Origin of the sequence: Franzmannia qiaohouensis (assembly GCF_031451695.1) — a bacterium.
GTDB lineage: Bacteria > Pseudomonadota > Gammaproteobacteria > Pseudomonadales > Halomonadaceae > Franzmannia > Franzmannia qiaohouensis.
The window spans coordinates 105,781-121,848 of the sequence record NZ_JARWAM010000006.1 but is presented as its reverse complement, the minus strand read 5'-3'; the positions used below and the strand labels follow the sequence as shown (position 1 = coordinate 121,848).

Here is a 16,068-nt window from a genome sequence, read left to right as displayed (position 1 = left end):
CGCGGCCGGCCCTGGGGCCGGCCGCCTCCCTTTCGCGAATACACTCGGGGGCTTGACGATGCCGCAATCCCAGAGCCTGGAACAGGCCCATCATCGGCGTCTCGATGAAGACGCCCTGGTCGATATTCGTCGTGTGAGCAAGCGCTTCGACGGCGCGCTGGCGGTGGACGACGTCAACCTGAGCATCCGTCGCGGCGAGATCTTTGCGCTGCTCGGCGGCTCGGGGTCAGGCAAGTCGACGCTGCTGCGCATACTGGCAGGATTCGAGAAGCCCAGTGAAGGGCAGGTGCTGCTCGACGGTGAGGACATCACCAAGATGGCGCCCTATGAGCGCCCGATCAATATGATGTTCCAGTCCTATGCGCTGTTTCCGCACATGACGGTGGCGCAGAACATCGCCTTCGGCCTCAAGCAGGACAAGCTGCCGCGCCAGGAGATCGACTCGCGCGTGGCCGAGATGCTCAAGCTGGTGCACATGGAGCGCTTCGCCAAGCGCAAGCCGCACCAGCTGTCCGGCGGCCAGCGCCAGCGCGTGGCGCTGGCGCGTTCGCTGGCCAAGCGGCCCAAGCTGCTGCTGCTCGACGAACCCATGGGTGCGCTGGACAAGAAGCTGCGCACCGAGATGCAGCTCGAGGTGGTGGAGATCCTCGAGCGGGTCGGGGTGACCTGCATCATGGTCACCCACGACCAGGAGGAGGCCATGACCATGGCCGACCGCGTGGCGATCATGGCCGATGGCTGGATCGCCCAGGTCGGCTCGCCGATGGACGTCTACGAGAGTCCGGCGAGCCGCATGGTGGCGGAGTTCGTCGGCACCATGAACCTGTTCGAGGGCGATATCGTCGCCGATGAGGCGGACCACTGCGTGATCGACAGCCCTCAGCTGGGGCGCCAGATCTACATCAGCCACGGCGTCAGCACCGAGGCCGACAACCGCCGGGTGTGGGCCGGGATTCGCCCCGAGAAGACCGGGCTGAGCCGAGAGCGCCCAAGCGGCGACTACAACTGGGCGGCGGGCAAGGTCGAGGATATCGCCTATCTGGGCGGTTTTTCGGTGTACTTCGTGCGCACCGAGCAGGGCCACCTGGTAAAGGCCAGCCTGGCCAACACCGAGCGTCGCGGCGAGCGCCCCACCTGGGACGACAGCGTCTACATCCACTGGGACGACCGCAGTGCCGTGGTGCTGCGCGACTGAGTGAGGAGCGAACCATGAAGTCTTCACTGCTAGCGCGATTGCCGCGTGCGCTGCGCCCCGGTCGTGGCTGGGTGATCGCCGCGCCGCTGCTGTGGCTGACGCTGTTCTTCCTGCTGCCGTTCGGCATCGTGCTCAAGATCAGCCTCTCCGATGCAGCGATCTCGGTGCCGCCCTACAGCGCGATCTTCGACTACAGCGCCGAGACGCTGAACATCGCGCTGAACTTCGGCAACTACCTGTTCCTGACCACCGATACCCTGTATGTCGCTGCCTACTGGGGCTCGGTCAAGATCGCCTTCCTCTCGACGCTGCTTTGCCTGCTGATCGGCTACCCGATGGCCTACGCCATGGCACGTGCGCCGGCGCGCTGGCAGCTGGTATTGCTGCTGCTGGTGATGCTGCCGTCATGGACCTCGTTTCTGATCCGCGTCTACGCCTGGATGGGGATTCTCAGCAACAACGGCCTGATCAACAACGGCCTGCTGTGGCTGGGGTTGATTGACTCACCGATTCGCATGATGAACACCAACTTCGCGGTGATCCTGGGCATCGTCTACGCCTACCTGCCGTTCATGATCCTGCCGCTCTACGCCAACCTGTCGCGGCTCGACGGCTCGCTGCTGGAAGCGGCGTCGGACCTCGGTTCGCGCAAGTTCAACACCTTCCTCAAGGTGACCCTGCCGCTCTCCAAGGGCGGCATCATCGCCGGCTCGATGCTGGTATTCATCCCCGCGGTGGGCGAGTACGTGATTCCCGAACTGCTGGGCGGGCCCAATACGGTGATGATCGGCAAGGTGCTGTGGGAGGAGTTCTTCCACAACCGTGACTGGCCGGTGGCCTCGGCGCTGGCGATGGTGATGCTGGCGATCCTGATCATCCCCATCGCGCTGTTCCATCGCTATCAGAGCCGTGAGCTGAAGGAGTGACCATGAAGAAGCCATCCTTTACCACGCTGATGCTGATTGCTGGGCTGTTGTTCCTGTACCTGCCGATGGCGATCCTGATGTTTTACTCGTTCAACTCGTCGCGGTTGGTGACGGTGTGGGCGGGGTTCTCGGGGCGCTGGTACATCGAGCTGTTCCGCGATCGCCAGATCCTGGCGGCGGTGTGGACCAGCCTGCGCATCGCCTTCTTCTCGGCGACCATGGCGGTGTGCCTGGGCACCATGGCGGCCTTCGTCATGACCCGCTTCACGCGCTTTCGTGGCAAGACTGCGCTGTCGAGCATGGTCACCGCGCCGCTGGTAATGCCCGAGGTGATTACCGGCCTGTCGCTGCTGCTGTTGTTCGTGCACATGGCGCAGATGATCGGCTGGCCGGCGGACCGCGGCATGGTCACCATCTGGATCGCGCATACCACCTTCTGCAGCGCCTATGTGGCGGTGGTGGTGGCATCGCGGCTGCGCGAGGTGGATCTGTCGATCGAGGAGGCGGCGCTGGATCTGGGTTCGCCGCCGCTCAAGACCTTCTTCCAGATCACCCTGCCGATGATCGCTCCGGCGCTGGCCGCCGGCTGGCTGCTGGCCTTCACCCTGTCGCTGGACGACCTGGTGATCGCCAGCTTCGTCTCCGGCCCCGGCGCCAGTACCCTGCCGATGGTGGTGTTCTCCTCGGTGCGCATGGGGGTTTCGCCGAAGATCAATGCCCTGGCCACCTTGATCATCCTGACGGTGTCGCTGGCGACCTTCCTGGCCTGGTACTTCATGCGCCGCAGTGAGAACAAGCGGCGCATGGCCATGGCGCAGCAGGACGCCGGCTGATCCGCCCTCGCCATGGGACGAATGGCAGCGCTACGCGCTGCAATCGCGAATGAATTCGCTCCCACATAAGCGAGAGGCGGCAAGGAAAAAGGTGGGGGCGATTTCAATCGCGATGGGGTTGCTTGCCATGGGGCGCATGGCAGCGCTACGCGCTGCAATCGCGAATAAATTCGCTCCCACATAAGCGAATGGCGCCAAGGCAAAGTGGGAGCGATTTCAATCGCGATGGGGTTGCTTGCCATGGGACGGAGGGCAGCGCTACGCGCTGCAATCGCGAATGACTTCGCTCCCACCTAAGTGAGTGGCGCCAAGGCAAACTATCTATCGCCTATACACGATTTGGAGATGACTTATGACCCAGAGGCCTGCCACCCCGCACGTGGCGTCCTACTATGCCGCCACGGCCAATGCCGGCCCCGAACGACCCAGCCTCAGCGGCGAGGTAAGCTGCGACGTGTGCGTGGTGGGGGCCGGCTTCACCGGCATCTCGTCGGCGCTGCATCTCGCCGAGCGCGGCTACAAGGTGGTGGTGCTGGAGGCGGCGCGGGTGGGGTTTGGCGCCTCGGGGCGCAACGGCGGCCAGATCGTCAACAGCTACAGCCGTGACATGGATGTCATCGAGACCAAGTACGGCCTCGACACCGCCCGCGCCCTGGGCGACATGGCCTTCGAGGGCAACCGCATCATCCGCTCGCGCATCGAGCAGTACGCTATCGACTGCGATCTCAAGAACGGCAACCTGTTCGCCGCCTGCAACGCTCGCCAGATGGAGGGGCTGCGCGAGCATCAGGCGCTGTGGCAGCGCTACGGCAACCGCGAGCTGGAACTGCTCGAGGGTGAGGCACTCAAGCGCGAGGTGCAAAGCGAGCGCTACGTCGGCGCGCTGGTCGACCACTCCGGCGGGCACCTGCATCCGCTCAATCTGGTGCTCGGCCAGGCGGCGGCCTTCGAGGCGCTCGGCGGTACCCTCTATGAGCAGTCGCCGCTGCTCGAGCTCACCCAAGGCGAGCCGGCGCGGCTGCGCACCCCGGAGGGTAGCGTCGTGGCCCAACGCGTGGTGCTGGCCGGCAACGCCTACCTGCAGGGCGTGGTACCCGAGCTGGAAGGCAAGTCGATGCCCTGCGGCACCCAGATCGTCACCACCGAGCCCCTCGGCGAGCGTGGCCGAGCGCTGCTGCCCAACGACATGGCGGTGGAGGACTGCAACTACCTGCTCGACTACTACCGCCTGACCGGCGACGGCCGGCTGCTGTATGGCGGCGGCGTCAGCTACGGCGGCCAGGACCCCGCCAGCATCGAGGCGGTGATCCGCCCCAAGCTGATCAAGACCTTTCCCGAGCTCGGCGACGTCAAGATCGACTACGCCTGGAGCGGCAACTTCCTGATGACGCTCAATCGCCTGCCGCAGTTCGGCCGGCTCAACGCCAACGTCTACTACGCCCAGGGTTACTCCGGACACGGCGTGACCTGCAGCCACCTGGCCGGGCGCTTGATCGCCGAGGTCATCGAAGGCGAGGGCGAGCGCTTCGACGCCTTCGCCGGCCTGCCACACCTGCCGTTCCCCGGCGGGCGGCTGCTGCGGGTGCCGCTGTCGGCGCTGGGGGCGTGGTATTACTCGCTGCGCGATCGCCTGGGAGGTTGAGCGCTGTCTCCATCGAGCGACGCCGCATGGGGATTATGAAAGCATTGTTGAACCCCGTCAGAACGGCTGTCGAACACCGTTCACGAACTATACTCTGACTATCGCATCGCGCTGGCCAGCGCTTGCAGGAGGCGAGCCGGTCAGCAGCACATTGCCCGGAGTCGACGACCTGGAACTTCTTCCGGGCCGCCATGGCGGTCCGGCCAACGCCAAGTCGAGAGACATCAGGAGGCAGTAATGAACAAGTCAATCGTGATCGGGTCGACCTTGGCGGTGCTGGGCCTGGGTGGCCTGGCGGTAGGCGCCTATCAGGTGCAGACCTTCGACCGTGAGCCGACCTACGCCGATATCTTGAGCGTCGACGCGGTAACCCGCAGCGTCGAGACCCCCCGAGAGGTCTGCGAAGACGTGGTGGTGCATCAGCAGGCGCCGAGCCGCGACCCCAACCGTCTGCTCGGCACCGCCGCCGGCGCGGTGGTCGGCGGCGTGCTGGGTAACCAGGTTGGCGGTGGCAGTGGCAAGAAGCTGGCCACCGTGGCCGGCGCCGTCGGCGGCGGTCTGGCCGGCCGCGAAGTCCAGGGCCGGGTCGAGGCCAACCAGGGCCGGACCACCACCCAGCGGCAGTGCAACACCGTGGTCGACACCCGCGAAGAGCATGAGGGGTACGACGTCGAGTACCGCTTCGAGGATCGTGTCTACAGCGTACGCCTCGAGGATGCCCCGCAAGGCAATCAGGTGCTGATGCAGGATGGGGTGCCGCAGTGGAATGTCCGCGAAGGCTAAGAGGAAACTCTACTACGCAACACCGCCCGCGCCGATTGGCGCGGGCGGTGTCGTTTTTTTTGGGGTGTTTTCGGACGCGCCTAGACCTGGCGCAGGTACCAGTCATACTCAAGCTGGCTGACCGCCTGCATCGCCTGGTCGCGCTCGGCCTGGCGGTTGGCCAGGTAGACGTGCAGGAACTGCTCGCCGAGGGCCTCGGTGAGCACCTCGTCCTCGCCGAGCAGGGTCAGCGCCTGCTGCCAGCTATTGGTCAGGCTCGGCTCGCACTGGTCGTAGGCGTTGCCCTCGATCGGCGGCGGCGGGGTCAGCTGCTGGCGCAGGCCGTGATCGATGGAGGCCAGCAGCGTTGCCAGCAGCAGGTAGGGATTGACGTCGGCGCCGGCCACGCGATGCTCGATGCGCCGCGCGGTATTGGGGCCGGAGGGAATGCGCACCGCCACCGAGCGGTTGTCGTAGCCCCAGGTCGGCGCCATGGGCACGTAGAGCCCCGGCTGGAAGCGCCGGAAGGAGTTGATGTTGGGGGCGAAGATCGCCATCGACGCCGGCATCAGGGCCAGCAGCCCGGCGACGGCGTGCCCCAGCGCCGGGGTACCCAGCGGATCGTCATCCGCGGCGGCGAAGACGTTGCGGCCGTGGGCGTCGAGCAGGCTGATGTGGACGTGGGTGCCGTTGCCGGCCTCGTCGCCGTAGGGCTTGGCCATGAAGGTGGCCTCGAAGCCGTGCTGGATGGCCACCCCCTTGATCAAACGCTTGAGCAGCACCGAGCTGTCGCAGGCCTTGAGCACGTCGTCACAGTGGGTCAGATTGATTTCGAACTGGCCGGGGGCGCACTCCTTGAGGGCGGTATCCAGCGGCAGCTGCTGGGCGGCGGCGGCGGCCTGGATGTCCTCGAGAAACTCGGCGTACTCGTCGAGCTCGTTGATCGAGTAGAGCTGGCTCTGGGAGGCGCGTTCGCCGGTGGTCGGTGAGCAGGGCGGCTGGGCGGAGCCGAGGGCGTCGCGGCTGCGGTCGACCAGGTAGAACTCCAGCTCCACGGCAACCACCGGGGTCAGGCCGGCGGCGGTGAAACGCCCCAGCACCCGCTGCAGTACCTGACGCGGGTCGGCAAAGAAGCCGCTGCCGTCGGCGTCGAACATGGTCATCAGCAGCTGGCCCTGACGCCCCTTGCGCAGCCAGGGGCAGGGTTTCAGGGTGCCTTCCACCGGGCGGCAGATGCGATCGCCGTCGCCGCTGGACAGCCCCAGGCCGGTCTCCTCGATGGTGTTGCCGTTGATATCGAGGGCGAACAGTGAGGCGGGCAGGTTGATGCCGGCACTGAAGGCCTTGGTCAGATTGTCGCGCGGGATGCGCTTGCCGCGCATCACCCCGTTGAGGTCGCTGATCAGCAGGTCGACACTGTCGATATCGGGATGGCGCTCGAGAAAGGTCTCGGCCTCGCCAGCAGACGCGGTCACCGACATGGGGAGTCCCTTGTAGTTGGAGTCATGGGGTCATCTTTTCCGACCGGCGCGGGTGTTGTCAAATTATTTACGGCTAGTGGCTTGCCCATGCCATTTGCGTTCGTCGCTTGATAGGGCCTGTTTTAGGGCTATTTTTCGGCGGTTTTGACGTAATTGCCGAGTCGGGGTGGAGGGTTGGCAGCGACGTGTATGGCATGTAATGTTTAACAAAGCATAACAGCCCTGGCCCTGTGTAGGGCCCTATTAGCGAGTAGCAAGGAGTCGTGTATGTCCAGTCGACCGCTGGTCGGGGTCATTGCCTGTCGCCGCGAGGTAGAAGGCCACCCCGCGCACATGGTCACCGATAAGTATCTCCAGGCGCTGCGCGACTATGGGCTTGCCCCGCTGGTGCTGCCGGTGTGGGAAGATGGCGGCGGCCTGGAGGCGAGCTTGCTCGCTGAGCTCGACGGCCTGCTGCTGACCGGCAGTTACACCAATGTGGCGCCGGCCCGCTATGGTGCCGAGCCGGCCCCGCAGAATACCCGCGGCGACCTGCATCGTGATGCCGCGGCGCTTGCCTGGATTCCTGCTGCGCTGGACCTGGGGATGCCGCTATTCGGCATCTGTCGCGGTTTCCAGGAGATCAACGTGGCCTTCGGCGGCACCCTGTATCAGGCGCTTCAGACGGTGCCGGGGCTGCTCGATCACCGCGAACCAGAGGGCGACAAGGCGAGCCAGTATGCGCCGAGCCACGATCTGACGATCCTGCCCGGTGGCACGCTGGCGGAGCTGCATACTTCGCCGGAGAGTCGCGTCAACTCGCTGCATCAGCAGGGCGTGGCCGAGCTGGGGCTGGGGCTGCGCGCCGAGGCAGTGGCGCCGGATGGGGTGATCGAGGCGCTGTCGGTGGAGGGCGCGCGGCGCTTCGCCCTGGCGGTGCAGTGGCACCCCGAGTGGCAGCCCGCCCAGCATCCTCTCTACGACGCCCTGTTTCACGGCTTCGCCGCGGCCTGCCGCGAGCGGGCCGCGGAGCGTCGTGGCGCCGCCATGCTGATCGACGCCTGACACGCTGAGGAAATAGCACCATGACCCATGATCTCCAGGCGCTCGACCGCGCCCACTACCTGCACCCCTTCAGCGACTTCAAGGCGCTCGGCGAAGAGGGCAGCCGCGTCATCGTCAGCGCTCAGGGCGTGTATATCGTCGACGACCAGGGTAACCGTATCCTCGACGGCATGGCCGGGCTGTGGTGCGTCAACCTCGGCTACGGTCGCGAGGAGCTGGTTGACGCCGCCACCCGGCAGCTGCGCGAGCTGCCCTACTACAACAGCTTCTTCAAGACCACCCATCCGCCGGCGGTGAAGCTGGCCGAGACGCTGTGCCGGCTGGCGCCGGGGCATATCAACCGGGTGTTCTTCACCGGCTCGGGCTCCGAGGCCAACGACACCGTGCTGCGCATGGTGCGCCGCTACTGGGCGCTCAAGGGGCGGCCCGACAAGCAGCTGGTGATTGCCCGCGATAACGCCTATCACGGCTCCACCGTGGCCGGCATGAGCCTCGGCGGCATGGCACCGATGCATGCCCAGGGCGGGCCGCTGGTGCCGGGCATCTGCCATATTCGCCAGCCCTACTGGTTCGGCGAGGCGGACGGTCAGGACCCCGAGGCCTTCGGCCGCGAGTGCGCCGCGGCCCTGGAAGAGAAAATCCTGGCCCTCGGTGAAGAGCGGGTAGCAGCCTTTATCGCCGAGCCGGTGCAGGGCGCCGGGGGCGCGATCATTCCCCCCGAGAGCTACTGGCCGGCGGTCAAGGCGGTGCTCGACAAGTACGATATCCTGCTGGTGGTCGATGAGGTGATCTGCGGCTTCGGGCGCCTCGGCGAGTGGTTCGGTAGCGTGCACTACGGCCTCGAGCCGGACCTGATGCCGATCGCCAAGGGGTTGTCGTCGGGCTACCTGCCGATTGGCGGAGTGCTGGTCGGCGACCGGGTCGCCGAGACGCTGATCGAGGAGGGCGGCGAGTTCTTCCACGGCTTCACCTACTCGGGGCATCCGGCCTGCGCCGCCGTGGCGCTCAAGAACCTCGAACTGATGGAGAGCGAGGGTATCATCGAGCGGGTGCGCAATGATCTCGGCCCCTATCTGTCCCGGCGCTGGACCGAGCTCGCCGCGCACCCGCTGGTTGGTGAGGCGCGTTCGCTGGGCCTGATCGGCGCCCTGGAGCTGATCGATCCGGCCACCGGCGAGCGCTTCGACAAGTCGCTGGGCGCGGGCAACCTGTGCCGCGACATCTGCTTCGCCAGCGGGCTGGTGATGCGCTCGGTAGGCGATACCATGATCATTTCGCCGCCGCTGGTGATCGCTCACCATGAGATCGACGAACTGGTGGACAAGGCCCGCGCGGCGCTGGACGAGACCGCGCGGCGCCTGGCCAACACCCCGACACCCCCATTGCAGGAGACCCTGGCATGAGCACCCGTCCCACTACCCTGGCCGAGTGGCAGGCGCTGGCCGCCTCGCTGACCTTCGAGACCCGCGCCTTCGTCGACGACCAGTTCGTCGATGCCGTCAGCGGCGAGACCTTTGCCAGCGTCAACCCGGCCACCGGCGAGACCCTGGCCGAGGTGGCCAGCTGCGATGCCGCCGACGCCGAGCTGGCGGTCGAGCACGCCCGCGCCGCCTTCGAACGCGGCGAGTGGTCGCGGCTGGCGCCGGGCAAGCGCAAGGCGGTGCTGCTGCGCCTGGCGGACCTGATGGCGGCCCACAAGCACGAGCTGGCGCTGCTGGATACCCTCGACATGGGCAAGCCGGTATCGAGTGCGCTGGGCGATATGGCCGGCGCCATCGGCTGCCTGCGCCACCAGGCCGAGTCCATCGACAAGCTCTATGGCGAGGTGGCGCCCACCGGCGAGGAGAGCCTGGGCCTGGTGCTGCGCGAGCCGCTCGGGGTGGTGGCGTCGATCGTGCCGTGGAACTTCCCGCTGATGATGACCGCCTGGAAGATCGCCCCGGCGCTGGCCGCCGGCAACAGCGTGATCCTCAAGCCCTCCGAGAAGTCGCCGCTGTCGGCGCTGCGCCTTGCCCAGCTGGCCCGGGAGGCGGGTCTGCCGCGCGGCGTGTTCCAGGTGCTGCCGGGCTTCGGCCACACCGTGGGCCGTGCGCTGGCGCTGTCCATGGGCGTCGACTGCCTGGCCTTCACCGGCTCGACCCAGGTCGGCAAGCAGCTGATGCAGTATGCCGGCGAGTCGAACCTCAAGCGCGTCTACCTGGAGTGCGGCGGCAAGAGCCCCAACCTGGTGTTCGCCGACTGCAAGCACCTCGAGGCGGTGGCCGAGCACGCGGCGGCGGCGATCTTCCACAACCAGGGCGAGGTGTGCATCGCCGGTTCGCGGCTGCTGGTGGAGAACTCGATACGCGAGGCGTTCGTCGACAAGGTGCTGGCCGCCGCCGAGCGCATGCAGCCTGGCGACCCGCTGGACCCCGACAGCTTCATGGGCGCCATCGTCGACGAGACCCAGCATCGGCGCATTCTCGACTACATCCGTCAGGGCGTCGAGGAGGGCGCCCAGCTGCGCGGCGGCGGTGCGGCCCTGGAGCGTCCCGGCTACTTCATCGCGCCGACGGTATTCGAAGGGGTGACGCCTGAGATGGCCATCGGCCGCGAGGAGATCTTCGGGCCGGTGCTGGCGGTGTTCGGCTTCGACACCGAGGAGCAGGCCGTGGCCATGGCCAATGACAGTGACTACGGCCTGGCCGCGGGGCTGTGGAGCCAGGACATCGACCGCATCATGCGCGTCACCCGGCGCCTGCAGTCCGGCCAGGTGTTCGTCAACAACTGGGCCGGAGGCGACCAGAGCATGCCCTTCGGCGGAGTCAAGCAGTCCGGCAACGGGCGCGACAAGTCGCATCACTCGCTGGCCGAATACTCCTCGCTGAAGAGCGTATGGATCTCGCTGGATAGCTGATGATTTGACCAGTGTTTTGGCGCCGCGGCGTGCTACCATGAGCTCGGCCTCGTAGGCGAATGTGCCGGCGGGGCCGAGAGCGTTAGGTTTCCTGCTGGCGGAGTCGTGTCGTGACCCTTACCCCCGAACAGATGGCGGCGCTGGCCGCCGGCGTGGCGTTTGTCCTCGCCTACCTACTGGCCAGCGCGCTCGCCGCGCGGCGCCAGGCTCGCGAGCGCCGCGCCGCCGAGGCAGCGCGCGAGGCGCTGAGCGCAACGCTTGCCGAGCGCGAGGCGGCGCTCAAGGCCGTCGAGCTGGAGCGCACCCGCCTGGCCACCACCCTCGACCAGCAGCGCAGCCACTTCGAGCAGCAGCTGGCGCTGTTGCGTGACAGCCGTGAGCAGCTCAAGCAGGAGTTCGAGAACCTCGCCAACGAGATTCTCGAGCGCAAGGGGCGCAGCTTCTCGGAGCTTTCCCAGCGCAATATCCACGGCCTGCTGCAGCCGCTGCAGGCGGAGATGAAGGGCTTTCGCGACAAGGTCGAGGCGATCCACCGCTTCGACACCGAGCAGCGCGCCAGCCTGCGCACGGAGCTGCAGCACCTGCAGGCCCTCAACCGCGAGATCACCGACCAGGCCAGCCGCCTCACCGAGGCGCTGCAGGGCCAGAAGAAGCTGCAGGGCAACTGGGGCGAGCTGATGCTCGAGAACGTGCTCGAGGGCGCCGGCCTGCGCGCCGGCAAGGACTATCAGCGCGAAGTCAGCTTCACCACCGAGGCGGGGCGGCGGCGGCCGGACGCGCTGGTCTACCTGCCCCAGGGCAAGCACCTGGTGATCGACGCCAAGACCTCGCTTGCGGCCTATGTGCGCTATGTCAACGCCGACGACGAGGCGACTCGCGGCGAGGCGCTGGCGGCCCACGCCCGGGCGGTGGGCGAGCGCATCAACGAGCTTGCCGACAAGCACTACTACGACCTGCCGGGCCTCAACTCGCCGGACGTGGTGGTGATGTTCATTCCCGTGGAGTCGGCCTACGTCGAGGCGCTCCGTCACGATGAGTCGCTGTTCCAGCGCGCCCTGGAGCGCAATGTGCTGGTGGCAACGCCGACCACGCTGCTGACCAGTCTCAATATCGTGCGCCAGCTGTGGCGCTTCGAGGACCAGAGCCGGCATAGCGCCGAACTGGCCAGCCGCGCCGAGAAATTTCACGCCAAGCTGCGCACCTTTCTCAGCAGCATGGAGGAGGTGGGCGGCAAGCTCGACGGCGCCCGGGAGAGCTACGACAACGCCATCGGCCAGCTGGTCAATGGCCGCGGCAACCTGATCAAGCAGGCCGACGAGTTTCGTGAGCTGGGCGTGGCGGTCAAGCGCGAGCTGCCCGAGGCGCTGGTCGAGCGGGCGCGGCTTGAGCTCGAGCCAGGGCCGCGGCGCGACGATACAGGCAGCGCTTGAGCGCGCCCTGTAGGTAGAGCTACAGCAGCTGCACTGAGCGAGGGGCGCTGGCGGAGGTCGAAGAGGAGGTAGATCGGTTCCGAGCAACGCTGGTGTACAGTTTTGGTATCGCTTTTGTATAGCTATTGACGTAGTCTGGTCGCTCATCCAGCACCGGAGAGATGCCATGGGCTTATTCAGCCGCGATCCGAGCAAGAAGCTGCAGAAAGAGTACGAGCGCAAGCTGGAGCAGGCGATGCTGGCGGCGCGCAACGGCGACATGCGCGCCAACGCCAGCCTCACCGAGGAGGCCGAGGCGCTGCGCGCAGAGATCGAAGCGCTAAAAGGCGACTAGAAGGTCTTGGCTGGCGTGCAGCAGCTGACCAGCCTGCAGGCCACATCGCCGGGGTTGCGGAAGCGGTGGGGCACGTTGGTGTCGAAGTAGTAGGCCTCGCCGGCGCCGAGTACACGGCTCTCGCCGCCCACGGTGATCTCGATCTCGCCCTCCAGTACCACGCCCGCTTCCTCGCCCTGGTGGGCGATCATCTCGCGGCCAGTGTCGCTACCGCCGGGGTAGGTCTCGATCATGAACGACAGCGCACGGCTGGCGCGGTTGGCGCCGACCAGTTTGAAGATCACCTCGCCGCTGCCCATGTCGGTCAGTTCGTCGGCCGAGTAGAACACTTGGTCGCGGCTCTCGAGGTCCATGGTGAAGAAGTCGCCAACGCTGATCGGAATGGCGTCGAGGATCTTCTTCAGCGAGCTCACCGAGGGGCTTACCTTGCCCTGTTCGATCAGCGACAGGCTCGAGTGGGTCACGCCGCAGCGCTTGGCAAGCTCACGCTGCGATATGCCGCGCAGGGTGCGCAGTGCGCGCAGGCGTCCTCCGACATCGTCCGACATGGCCGTCTCCTGATAAGGCGGCCGGCGAGGCGCCGGCCGCGCATGGATCACGCCTGATCCAGTTTTTCTTTTAGTAGGGCGTTGACCTGCTGGGGGTTGGCGGTGCCCCGCGAGGCTTTCATCACCTGGCCGACGAAGTAGCCGATCATCTTGCCGCGCTTGTCCGGCTCGGCGTCACGATACTGGGCGACCTGCACCGGGCTGTCGGCGATCACCTGGTCGATCATCGCCTCGATGGCGCCGCTGTCGGTGACCTGCTTGAGGCCCTTGGCATCGATGATGGCGTCGGCGCTGTCGCCCTCGCCGTTCCACAGCGCCTGGAACACCTGCTTGGCGGCCTTGCCGTTGATGGTGTCGTCGAGCACCCGCGCGACCAGCCCGCCGAGCTGTTCGGCGGCGACCGGGCTCTGCTCGATGGCCAGGTTCTCGCGGTTCAGGGCACCGGAGAGCTCGCCCATCACCCAGTTGGCAGCGTGCTTGGCATCGCCGCAGGCATCCTTGACCACCTCGAAGTACTCGGCCGTGGCGCGGCTCGAGGCCAGCACGCTGGCGTCGTAGGCGGAGAGCCCCAGTTCGCCTTCGAAGCGTGCGCGCTTTTCGGCAGGCAGCTCGGGCAGGGTGCTGCGCAGGTGGTCGACGTAGGCGCGGTCGAGCACCACCGGCAGCAGGTCGGGGCAGGGGAAGTAGCGGTAGTCGTTGGCCTCCTCCTTGGTGCGCATGCTGCGGGTCTCGTCGGCCTCGGGGTCGTAGAGGCGGGTTTCCTGAACCACCGTGCCGCCGTCCTCGAGCAGTTCGATCTGGCGCTCCACCTCGAAGGCGATGGCGCGCTCGACGAAGCGGAAGGAGTTGACGTTCTTGACCTCGGCGCGGGTGCCGAACGCTTCCTGACCCTTGGGCCGCACCGAGACGTTGACGTCGCAGCGCATCGAGCCCTCGGCCATGTTGCCGTCGGAGATGCCCAGGTAGGTGACGATGGCGTGGATCGCCTTGAGATAGGCGGCGGCCTCCTTGGCCGAGCGCATATCGGGCTCGGAGACGATCTCCAGCAGCGGCGTGCCAGCACGGTTGAGATCGATGCCGGTCATGCCGTGGAAGTCCTCGTGGAGCGACTTGCCGGCGTCCTCCTCGAGGTGGGCGTGGTGCACGCGGATGCGTTTGGTGGCCCCGTCATCGAGGCTGATCTCAACGTCCCCGGCGCCGACGATGGGGTGGTACATCTGGCTGGTCTGGTAGCCCTTGGGCAGGTCGGGGTAGAAGTAGTTCTTGCGGTCGAACACCGACACTTCGGGGATCTCGGCGTTGATGCCGAGGCCGAACTTGACCGCCATGGCCACCGCCTGCTCGTTGAGCACCGGCAGCACGCCGGGCAGGCCGAGGTCGACGGCACACGCCTGGCTGTTGGGCTCGGCGCCGAAGGCGGTGGAGGCGCCGGAAAAGATCTTCGACTTGGTGGCGAGCTGGACGTGGACCTCCAGCCCGATCACGGTTTCCCATTGCATCATGCACTCTCCTCGGCAAGGGCGGGACGGCGCTGGTGCCAGTCGGTGGCCTGCTGGAACTGGTGGGCGACGTTGAGCAGCTGCGACTCGGCAAAATGCGGGCCGAGAATCTGCAGGCCCACGGGGCGGCTGCCGACGAAGCCGGCGGGCACGCTGATGCCGGGGATGCCGGCCAGGTTGACCGCGATGGTGTAGATGTCCTGCAGGTACATCGACACCGGATCCTTGTTGGCGCCAAGATCGAAGGCCGGGGTCGGCGAGGCCGGGCCCATCAGCACGTCGACCTCCTCGAAAGCGTCGAGGAAGTCCTGGCGGATCAGCCGGCGGACTTTCTGCGCCTGGGTGTAGTAGGCGTCGAAGAAGCCTTCCGAGAGGGTGTGGGTGCCAATCAGGATGCGCCGCTTGACCTCGCTGCCGAAGCCCTCGTCCCGCGAGCGCTTGTAGAGGTCGATCAGGTCGCTGGGCGCGTCGCAGCGGTGGCCGAAGCGCACGCCGTCAAAGCGCGACAGGTTCGAGGAGGCCTCGGCCGGGGCGATCACGTAGTAGGCAGGGATCGCATAGTGGGTATGCGGCAGGCTGACCTCGTGGATGCTGGCACCCAGCGACTCGTAGACCTTGATCGCCTCGCGCACTGCCTGCTCGACCTCGGGCGCCAGGCCGTCGCCGAAGTACTCGCGTGGCAGGCCGATCTTGAGTCCCGACAGCGACTCGCCGAGTTCGGCGCGGTAGTCGGGTACGCCGCGTGCCACGCTGGTCGAGTCGCGCAGGTCGTGGCCGGCGATGGCGCCGAGCAGCAGCGCGCAGTCCTCGGCGGTGCGCGCCATGGGGCCGGCCTGGTCGAGGCTCGAGGCGTAGGCGATGATACCGTAGCGCGACACCCGGCCGTAGGTGGGCTTGAGCCCGGTGATGCCGCAGAAGGCCGCCGGCTGGCGAATCGAGCCGCCGGTATCGGTGCCCATCGCCGCCGGTACCAGGCCCGCGGCGACCGCCGCGGCGCTGCCGCCGGAGGAGCCGCCGGGCACGGCGTCGAGATCCCAGGGGTTCTTCACCGGGCCGTAGTGGCTGTTCTCGTTCGACGAGCCCATGGCGAACTCGTCCATGTTGGTCTTGCCCAGGCTCACCGTGCCGGCGGCCTTGAGCTTCTCGACCACGCAGGCATCGTAGGGGGCGATGAAGTTGTCGAGCATCTTCGAGCCGCAGCTGGTCTTGACGCCGTTGGTACAGAAGATGTCCTTGAGCGCCAGCGGCAGGCCGGTGAGCGGGCCGGCCTGGCCCTTGGCGCGCAGCGCATCGGCGGCATCGGCGGCGGCCAGCGCCTGCTCTTGGGTGATGCTGATAAAGCTGTTGAGGCGGCCGTCGAGGCGCTCTATGCGCCCCAGCAGCGTTTGCGTCAGCTCGCGGCTGGAAACCTCGCCGTCGGCCAGGGCGCGGGCGAGCTGGGTCAATGTCTGGTCATGCATGGCAGGATCCTGAAACGG

At 66.8% G+C, this 16,068-nt stretch carries 14 protein-coding genes; 10 read left to right on the top strand and 4 right to left on the bottom strand.

Annotated features, from left to right (window positions below):
* Positions 1–58: 58 nt before the first annotated feature.
* The 5 genes from potA to QC821_RS09620 all read left to right on the top strand — a co-directional run bounded on the left by potA (position 59) and on the right by QC821_RS09620 (position 5,379).
* Complete coding sequence (potA, locus tag QC821_RS09640; RefSeq protein WP_309720272.1) at positions 59–1,195, top strand: polyamine ABC transporter ATP-binding protein; 1,137 nt, start codon at positions 59–61, stop codon at positions 1,193–1,195.
* Positions 1,196–1,209: 14 nt separating this feature from the next.
* Positions 1,210–2,121 (top strand): ABC transporter permease subunit, encoded by a 912-nt coding sequence (locus tag QC821_RS09635; protein WP_309720270.1) that lies wholly within the window; start codon positions 1,210–1,212, stop codon positions 2,119–2,121.
* Positions 2,122–2,123: 2 nt separating this feature from the next.
* On the top strand, positions 2,124–2,954 hold the full coding sequence (locus QC821_RS09630) for an ABC transporter permease subunit (protein ID WP_309720267.1): 831 nt from the start codon (positions 2,124–2,126) through the stop codon (positions 2,952–2,954).
* Between the two features lie 352 nt (positions 2,955–3,306).
* Positions 3,307–4,596, top strand: coding sequence for an NAD(P)/FAD-dependent oxidoreductase (locus tag QC821_RS09625; RefSeq protein ID WP_309720264.1), 1,290 nt, complete (start codon positions 3,307–3,309; stop codon positions 4,594–4,596).
* 237 nt (positions 4,597–4,833) lie between these two features.
* Positions 4,834–5,379, top strand: a complete 546-nt coding sequence (locus QC821_RS09620; RefSeq protein ID WP_309720262.1) for a glycine zipper 2TM domain-containing protein — start codon at positions 4,834–4,836, stop codon at positions 5,377–5,379.
* A gap of 80 nt (positions 5,380–5,459) precedes the next feature.
* Here the strand turns inward: QC821_RS09620 and QC821_RS09615 are convergent, their stop codons facing one another.
* A complete protein-coding gene (locus QC821_RS09615) occupies positions 5,460–6,839 on the bottom strand; it encodes a glutamine synthetase family protein (protein WP_309720259.1) in 1,380 nt (459 codons plus the stop codon).
* 267 nt (positions 6,840–7,106) lie between these two features.
* Here QC821_RS09615 and QC821_RS09610 point away from each other — a divergent pair, with 267 nt between their 5' ends.
* The 5 genes from QC821_RS09610 to QC821_RS09590 all read left to right on the top strand — a co-directional run bounded on the left by QC821_RS09610 (position 7,107) and on the right by QC821_RS09590 (position 12,543).
* The gene (locus QC821_RS09610; RefSeq protein ID WP_309720256.1) at positions 7,107–7,883 is read left to right on the top strand and encodes a gamma-glutamyl-gamma-aminobutyrate hydrolase family protein; all 777 of its coding nucleotides are present in this window, start codon (positions 7,107–7,109) and stop codon (positions 7,881–7,883) included.
* 20 nt (positions 7,884–7,903) lie between these two features.
* Positions 7,904–9,286 carry an aspartate aminotransferase family protein gene (locus QC821_RS09605; RefSeq protein ID WP_309720253.1) on the top strand — a complete coding sequence of 461 codons (1,383 nt, stop codon included), beginning with the start codon at positions 7,904–7,906 and terminating at the stop codon, positions 9,284–9,286.
* Positions 9,283–10,779: an aldehyde dehydrogenase gene (locus QC821_RS09600; RefSeq protein ID WP_309720249.1), complete on the top strand. Its 1,497-nt coding sequence runs from the start codon at positions 9,283–9,285 to the stop codon at positions 10,777–10,779. Before QC821_RS09605 ends, QC821_RS09600 begins: the two co-directional genes overlap by 4 nt.
* A gap of 110 nt (positions 10,780–10,889) precedes the next feature.
* Positions 10,890–12,209: a DNA recombination protein RmuC gene (locus tag QC821_RS09595; protein WP_309720246.1), complete on the top strand. Its 1,320-nt coding sequence runs from the start codon at positions 10,890–10,892 to the stop codon at positions 12,207–12,209.
* A 166-nt stretch (positions 12,210–12,375) separates the two neighbouring features.
* Complete coding sequence (locus QC821_RS09590; protein WP_309720244.1) at positions 12,376–12,543, top strand: DUF6435 family protein; 168 nt, start codon at positions 12,376–12,378, stop codon at positions 12,541–12,543.
* Here QC821_RS09590 and QC821_RS09585 read toward each other — a convergent pair.
* The 3 genes from QC821_RS09585 to gatA are packed head-to-tail and all read right to left on the bottom strand — an operon-like array spanning position 12,540 to position 16,050.
* Entirely contained in the window at positions 12,540–13,091 is a 552-nt protein-coding gene (locus tag QC821_RS09585; RefSeq protein WP_095622045.1) for a cupin domain-containing protein, read from the bottom strand. The two genes, QC821_RS09590 and QC821_RS09585, sit on opposite strands and share 4 nt — an antisense overlap.
* A 47-nt stretch (positions 13,092–13,138) precedes the next feature.
* Positions 13,139–14,590: an Asp-tRNA(Asn)/Glu-tRNA(Gln) amidotransferase subunit GatB gene (gene gatB, locus QC821_RS09580; RefSeq protein WP_309720772.1), complete on the bottom strand. Its 1,452-nt coding sequence runs from the start codon at positions 14,588–14,590 to the stop codon at positions 13,139–13,141.
* Positions 14,590–16,050 (bottom strand): Asp-tRNA(Asn)/Glu-tRNA(Gln) amidotransferase subunit GatA, encoded by a 1,461-nt coding sequence (gatA, locus tag QC821_RS09575; protein ID WP_309720238.1) that lies wholly within the window; start codon positions 16,048–16,050, stop codon positions 14,590–14,592. Before gatA ends, gatB begins: the two co-directional genes overlap by 1 nt.
* Positions 16,051–16,068 lie beyond the last annotated feature (18 nt).

Bases quoted from the DNA above. Each gene is read 5' to 3' on its own strand.
- potA (WP_309720272.1), top strand. From the start codon at position 59: ATGCCGCAATCCCAGAGCCTGGAACAGGCCCATCATCGGCGTCTCGAT.
- QC821_RS09635 (WP_309720270.1), top strand. From the start codon at position 1,210: ATGAAGTCTTCACTGCTAGCGCGATTGCCGCGTGCGCTGCGCCCCGGT.
- QC821_RS09630 (WP_309720267.1), top strand. From the start codon at position 2,124: ATGAAGAAGCCATCCTTTACCACGCTGATGCTGATTGCTGGGCTGTTG.
- QC821_RS09625 (WP_309720264.1), top strand. From the start codon at position 3,307: ATGACCCAGAGGCCTGCCACCCCGCACGTGGCGTCCTACTATGCCGCC.
- QC821_RS09620 (WP_309720262.1), top strand. From the start codon at position 4,834: ATGAACAAGTCAATCGTGATCGGGTCGACCTTGGCGGTGCTGGGCCTG.
- QC821_RS09615 (WP_309720259.1), bottom strand. From the start codon at position 6,839: ATGTCGGTGACCGCGTCTGCTGGCGAGGCCGAGACCTTTCTCGAGCGC.
- QC821_RS09610 (WP_309720256.1), top strand. From the start codon at position 7,107: ATGTCCAGTCGACCGCTGGTCGGGGTCATTGCCTGTCGCCGCGAGGTA.
- QC821_RS09605 (WP_309720253.1), top strand. From the start codon at position 7,904: ATGACCCATGATCTCCAGGCGCTCGACCGCGCCCACTACCTGCACCCC.
- QC821_RS09600 (WP_309720249.1), top strand. From the start codon at position 9,283: ATGAGCACCCGTCCCACTACCCTGGCCGAGTGGCAGGCGCTGGCCGCC.
- QC821_RS09590 (WP_309720244.1), top strand. From the start codon at position 12,376: ATGGGCTTATTCAGCCGCGATCCGAGCAAGAAGCTGCAGAAAGAGTAC.
- QC821_RS09585 (WP_095622045.1), bottom strand. From the start codon at position 13,091: ATGTCGGACGATGTCGGAGGACGCCTGCGCGCACTGCGCACCCTGCGC.
- gatB (WP_309720772.1), bottom strand. From the start codon at position 14,590: ATGCAATGGGAAACCGTGATCGGGCTGGAGGTCCACGTCCAGCTCGCC.
- gatA (WP_309720238.1), bottom strand. From the start codon at position 16,050: ATGCATGACCAGACATTGACCCAGCTCGCCCGCGCCCTGGCCGACGGC.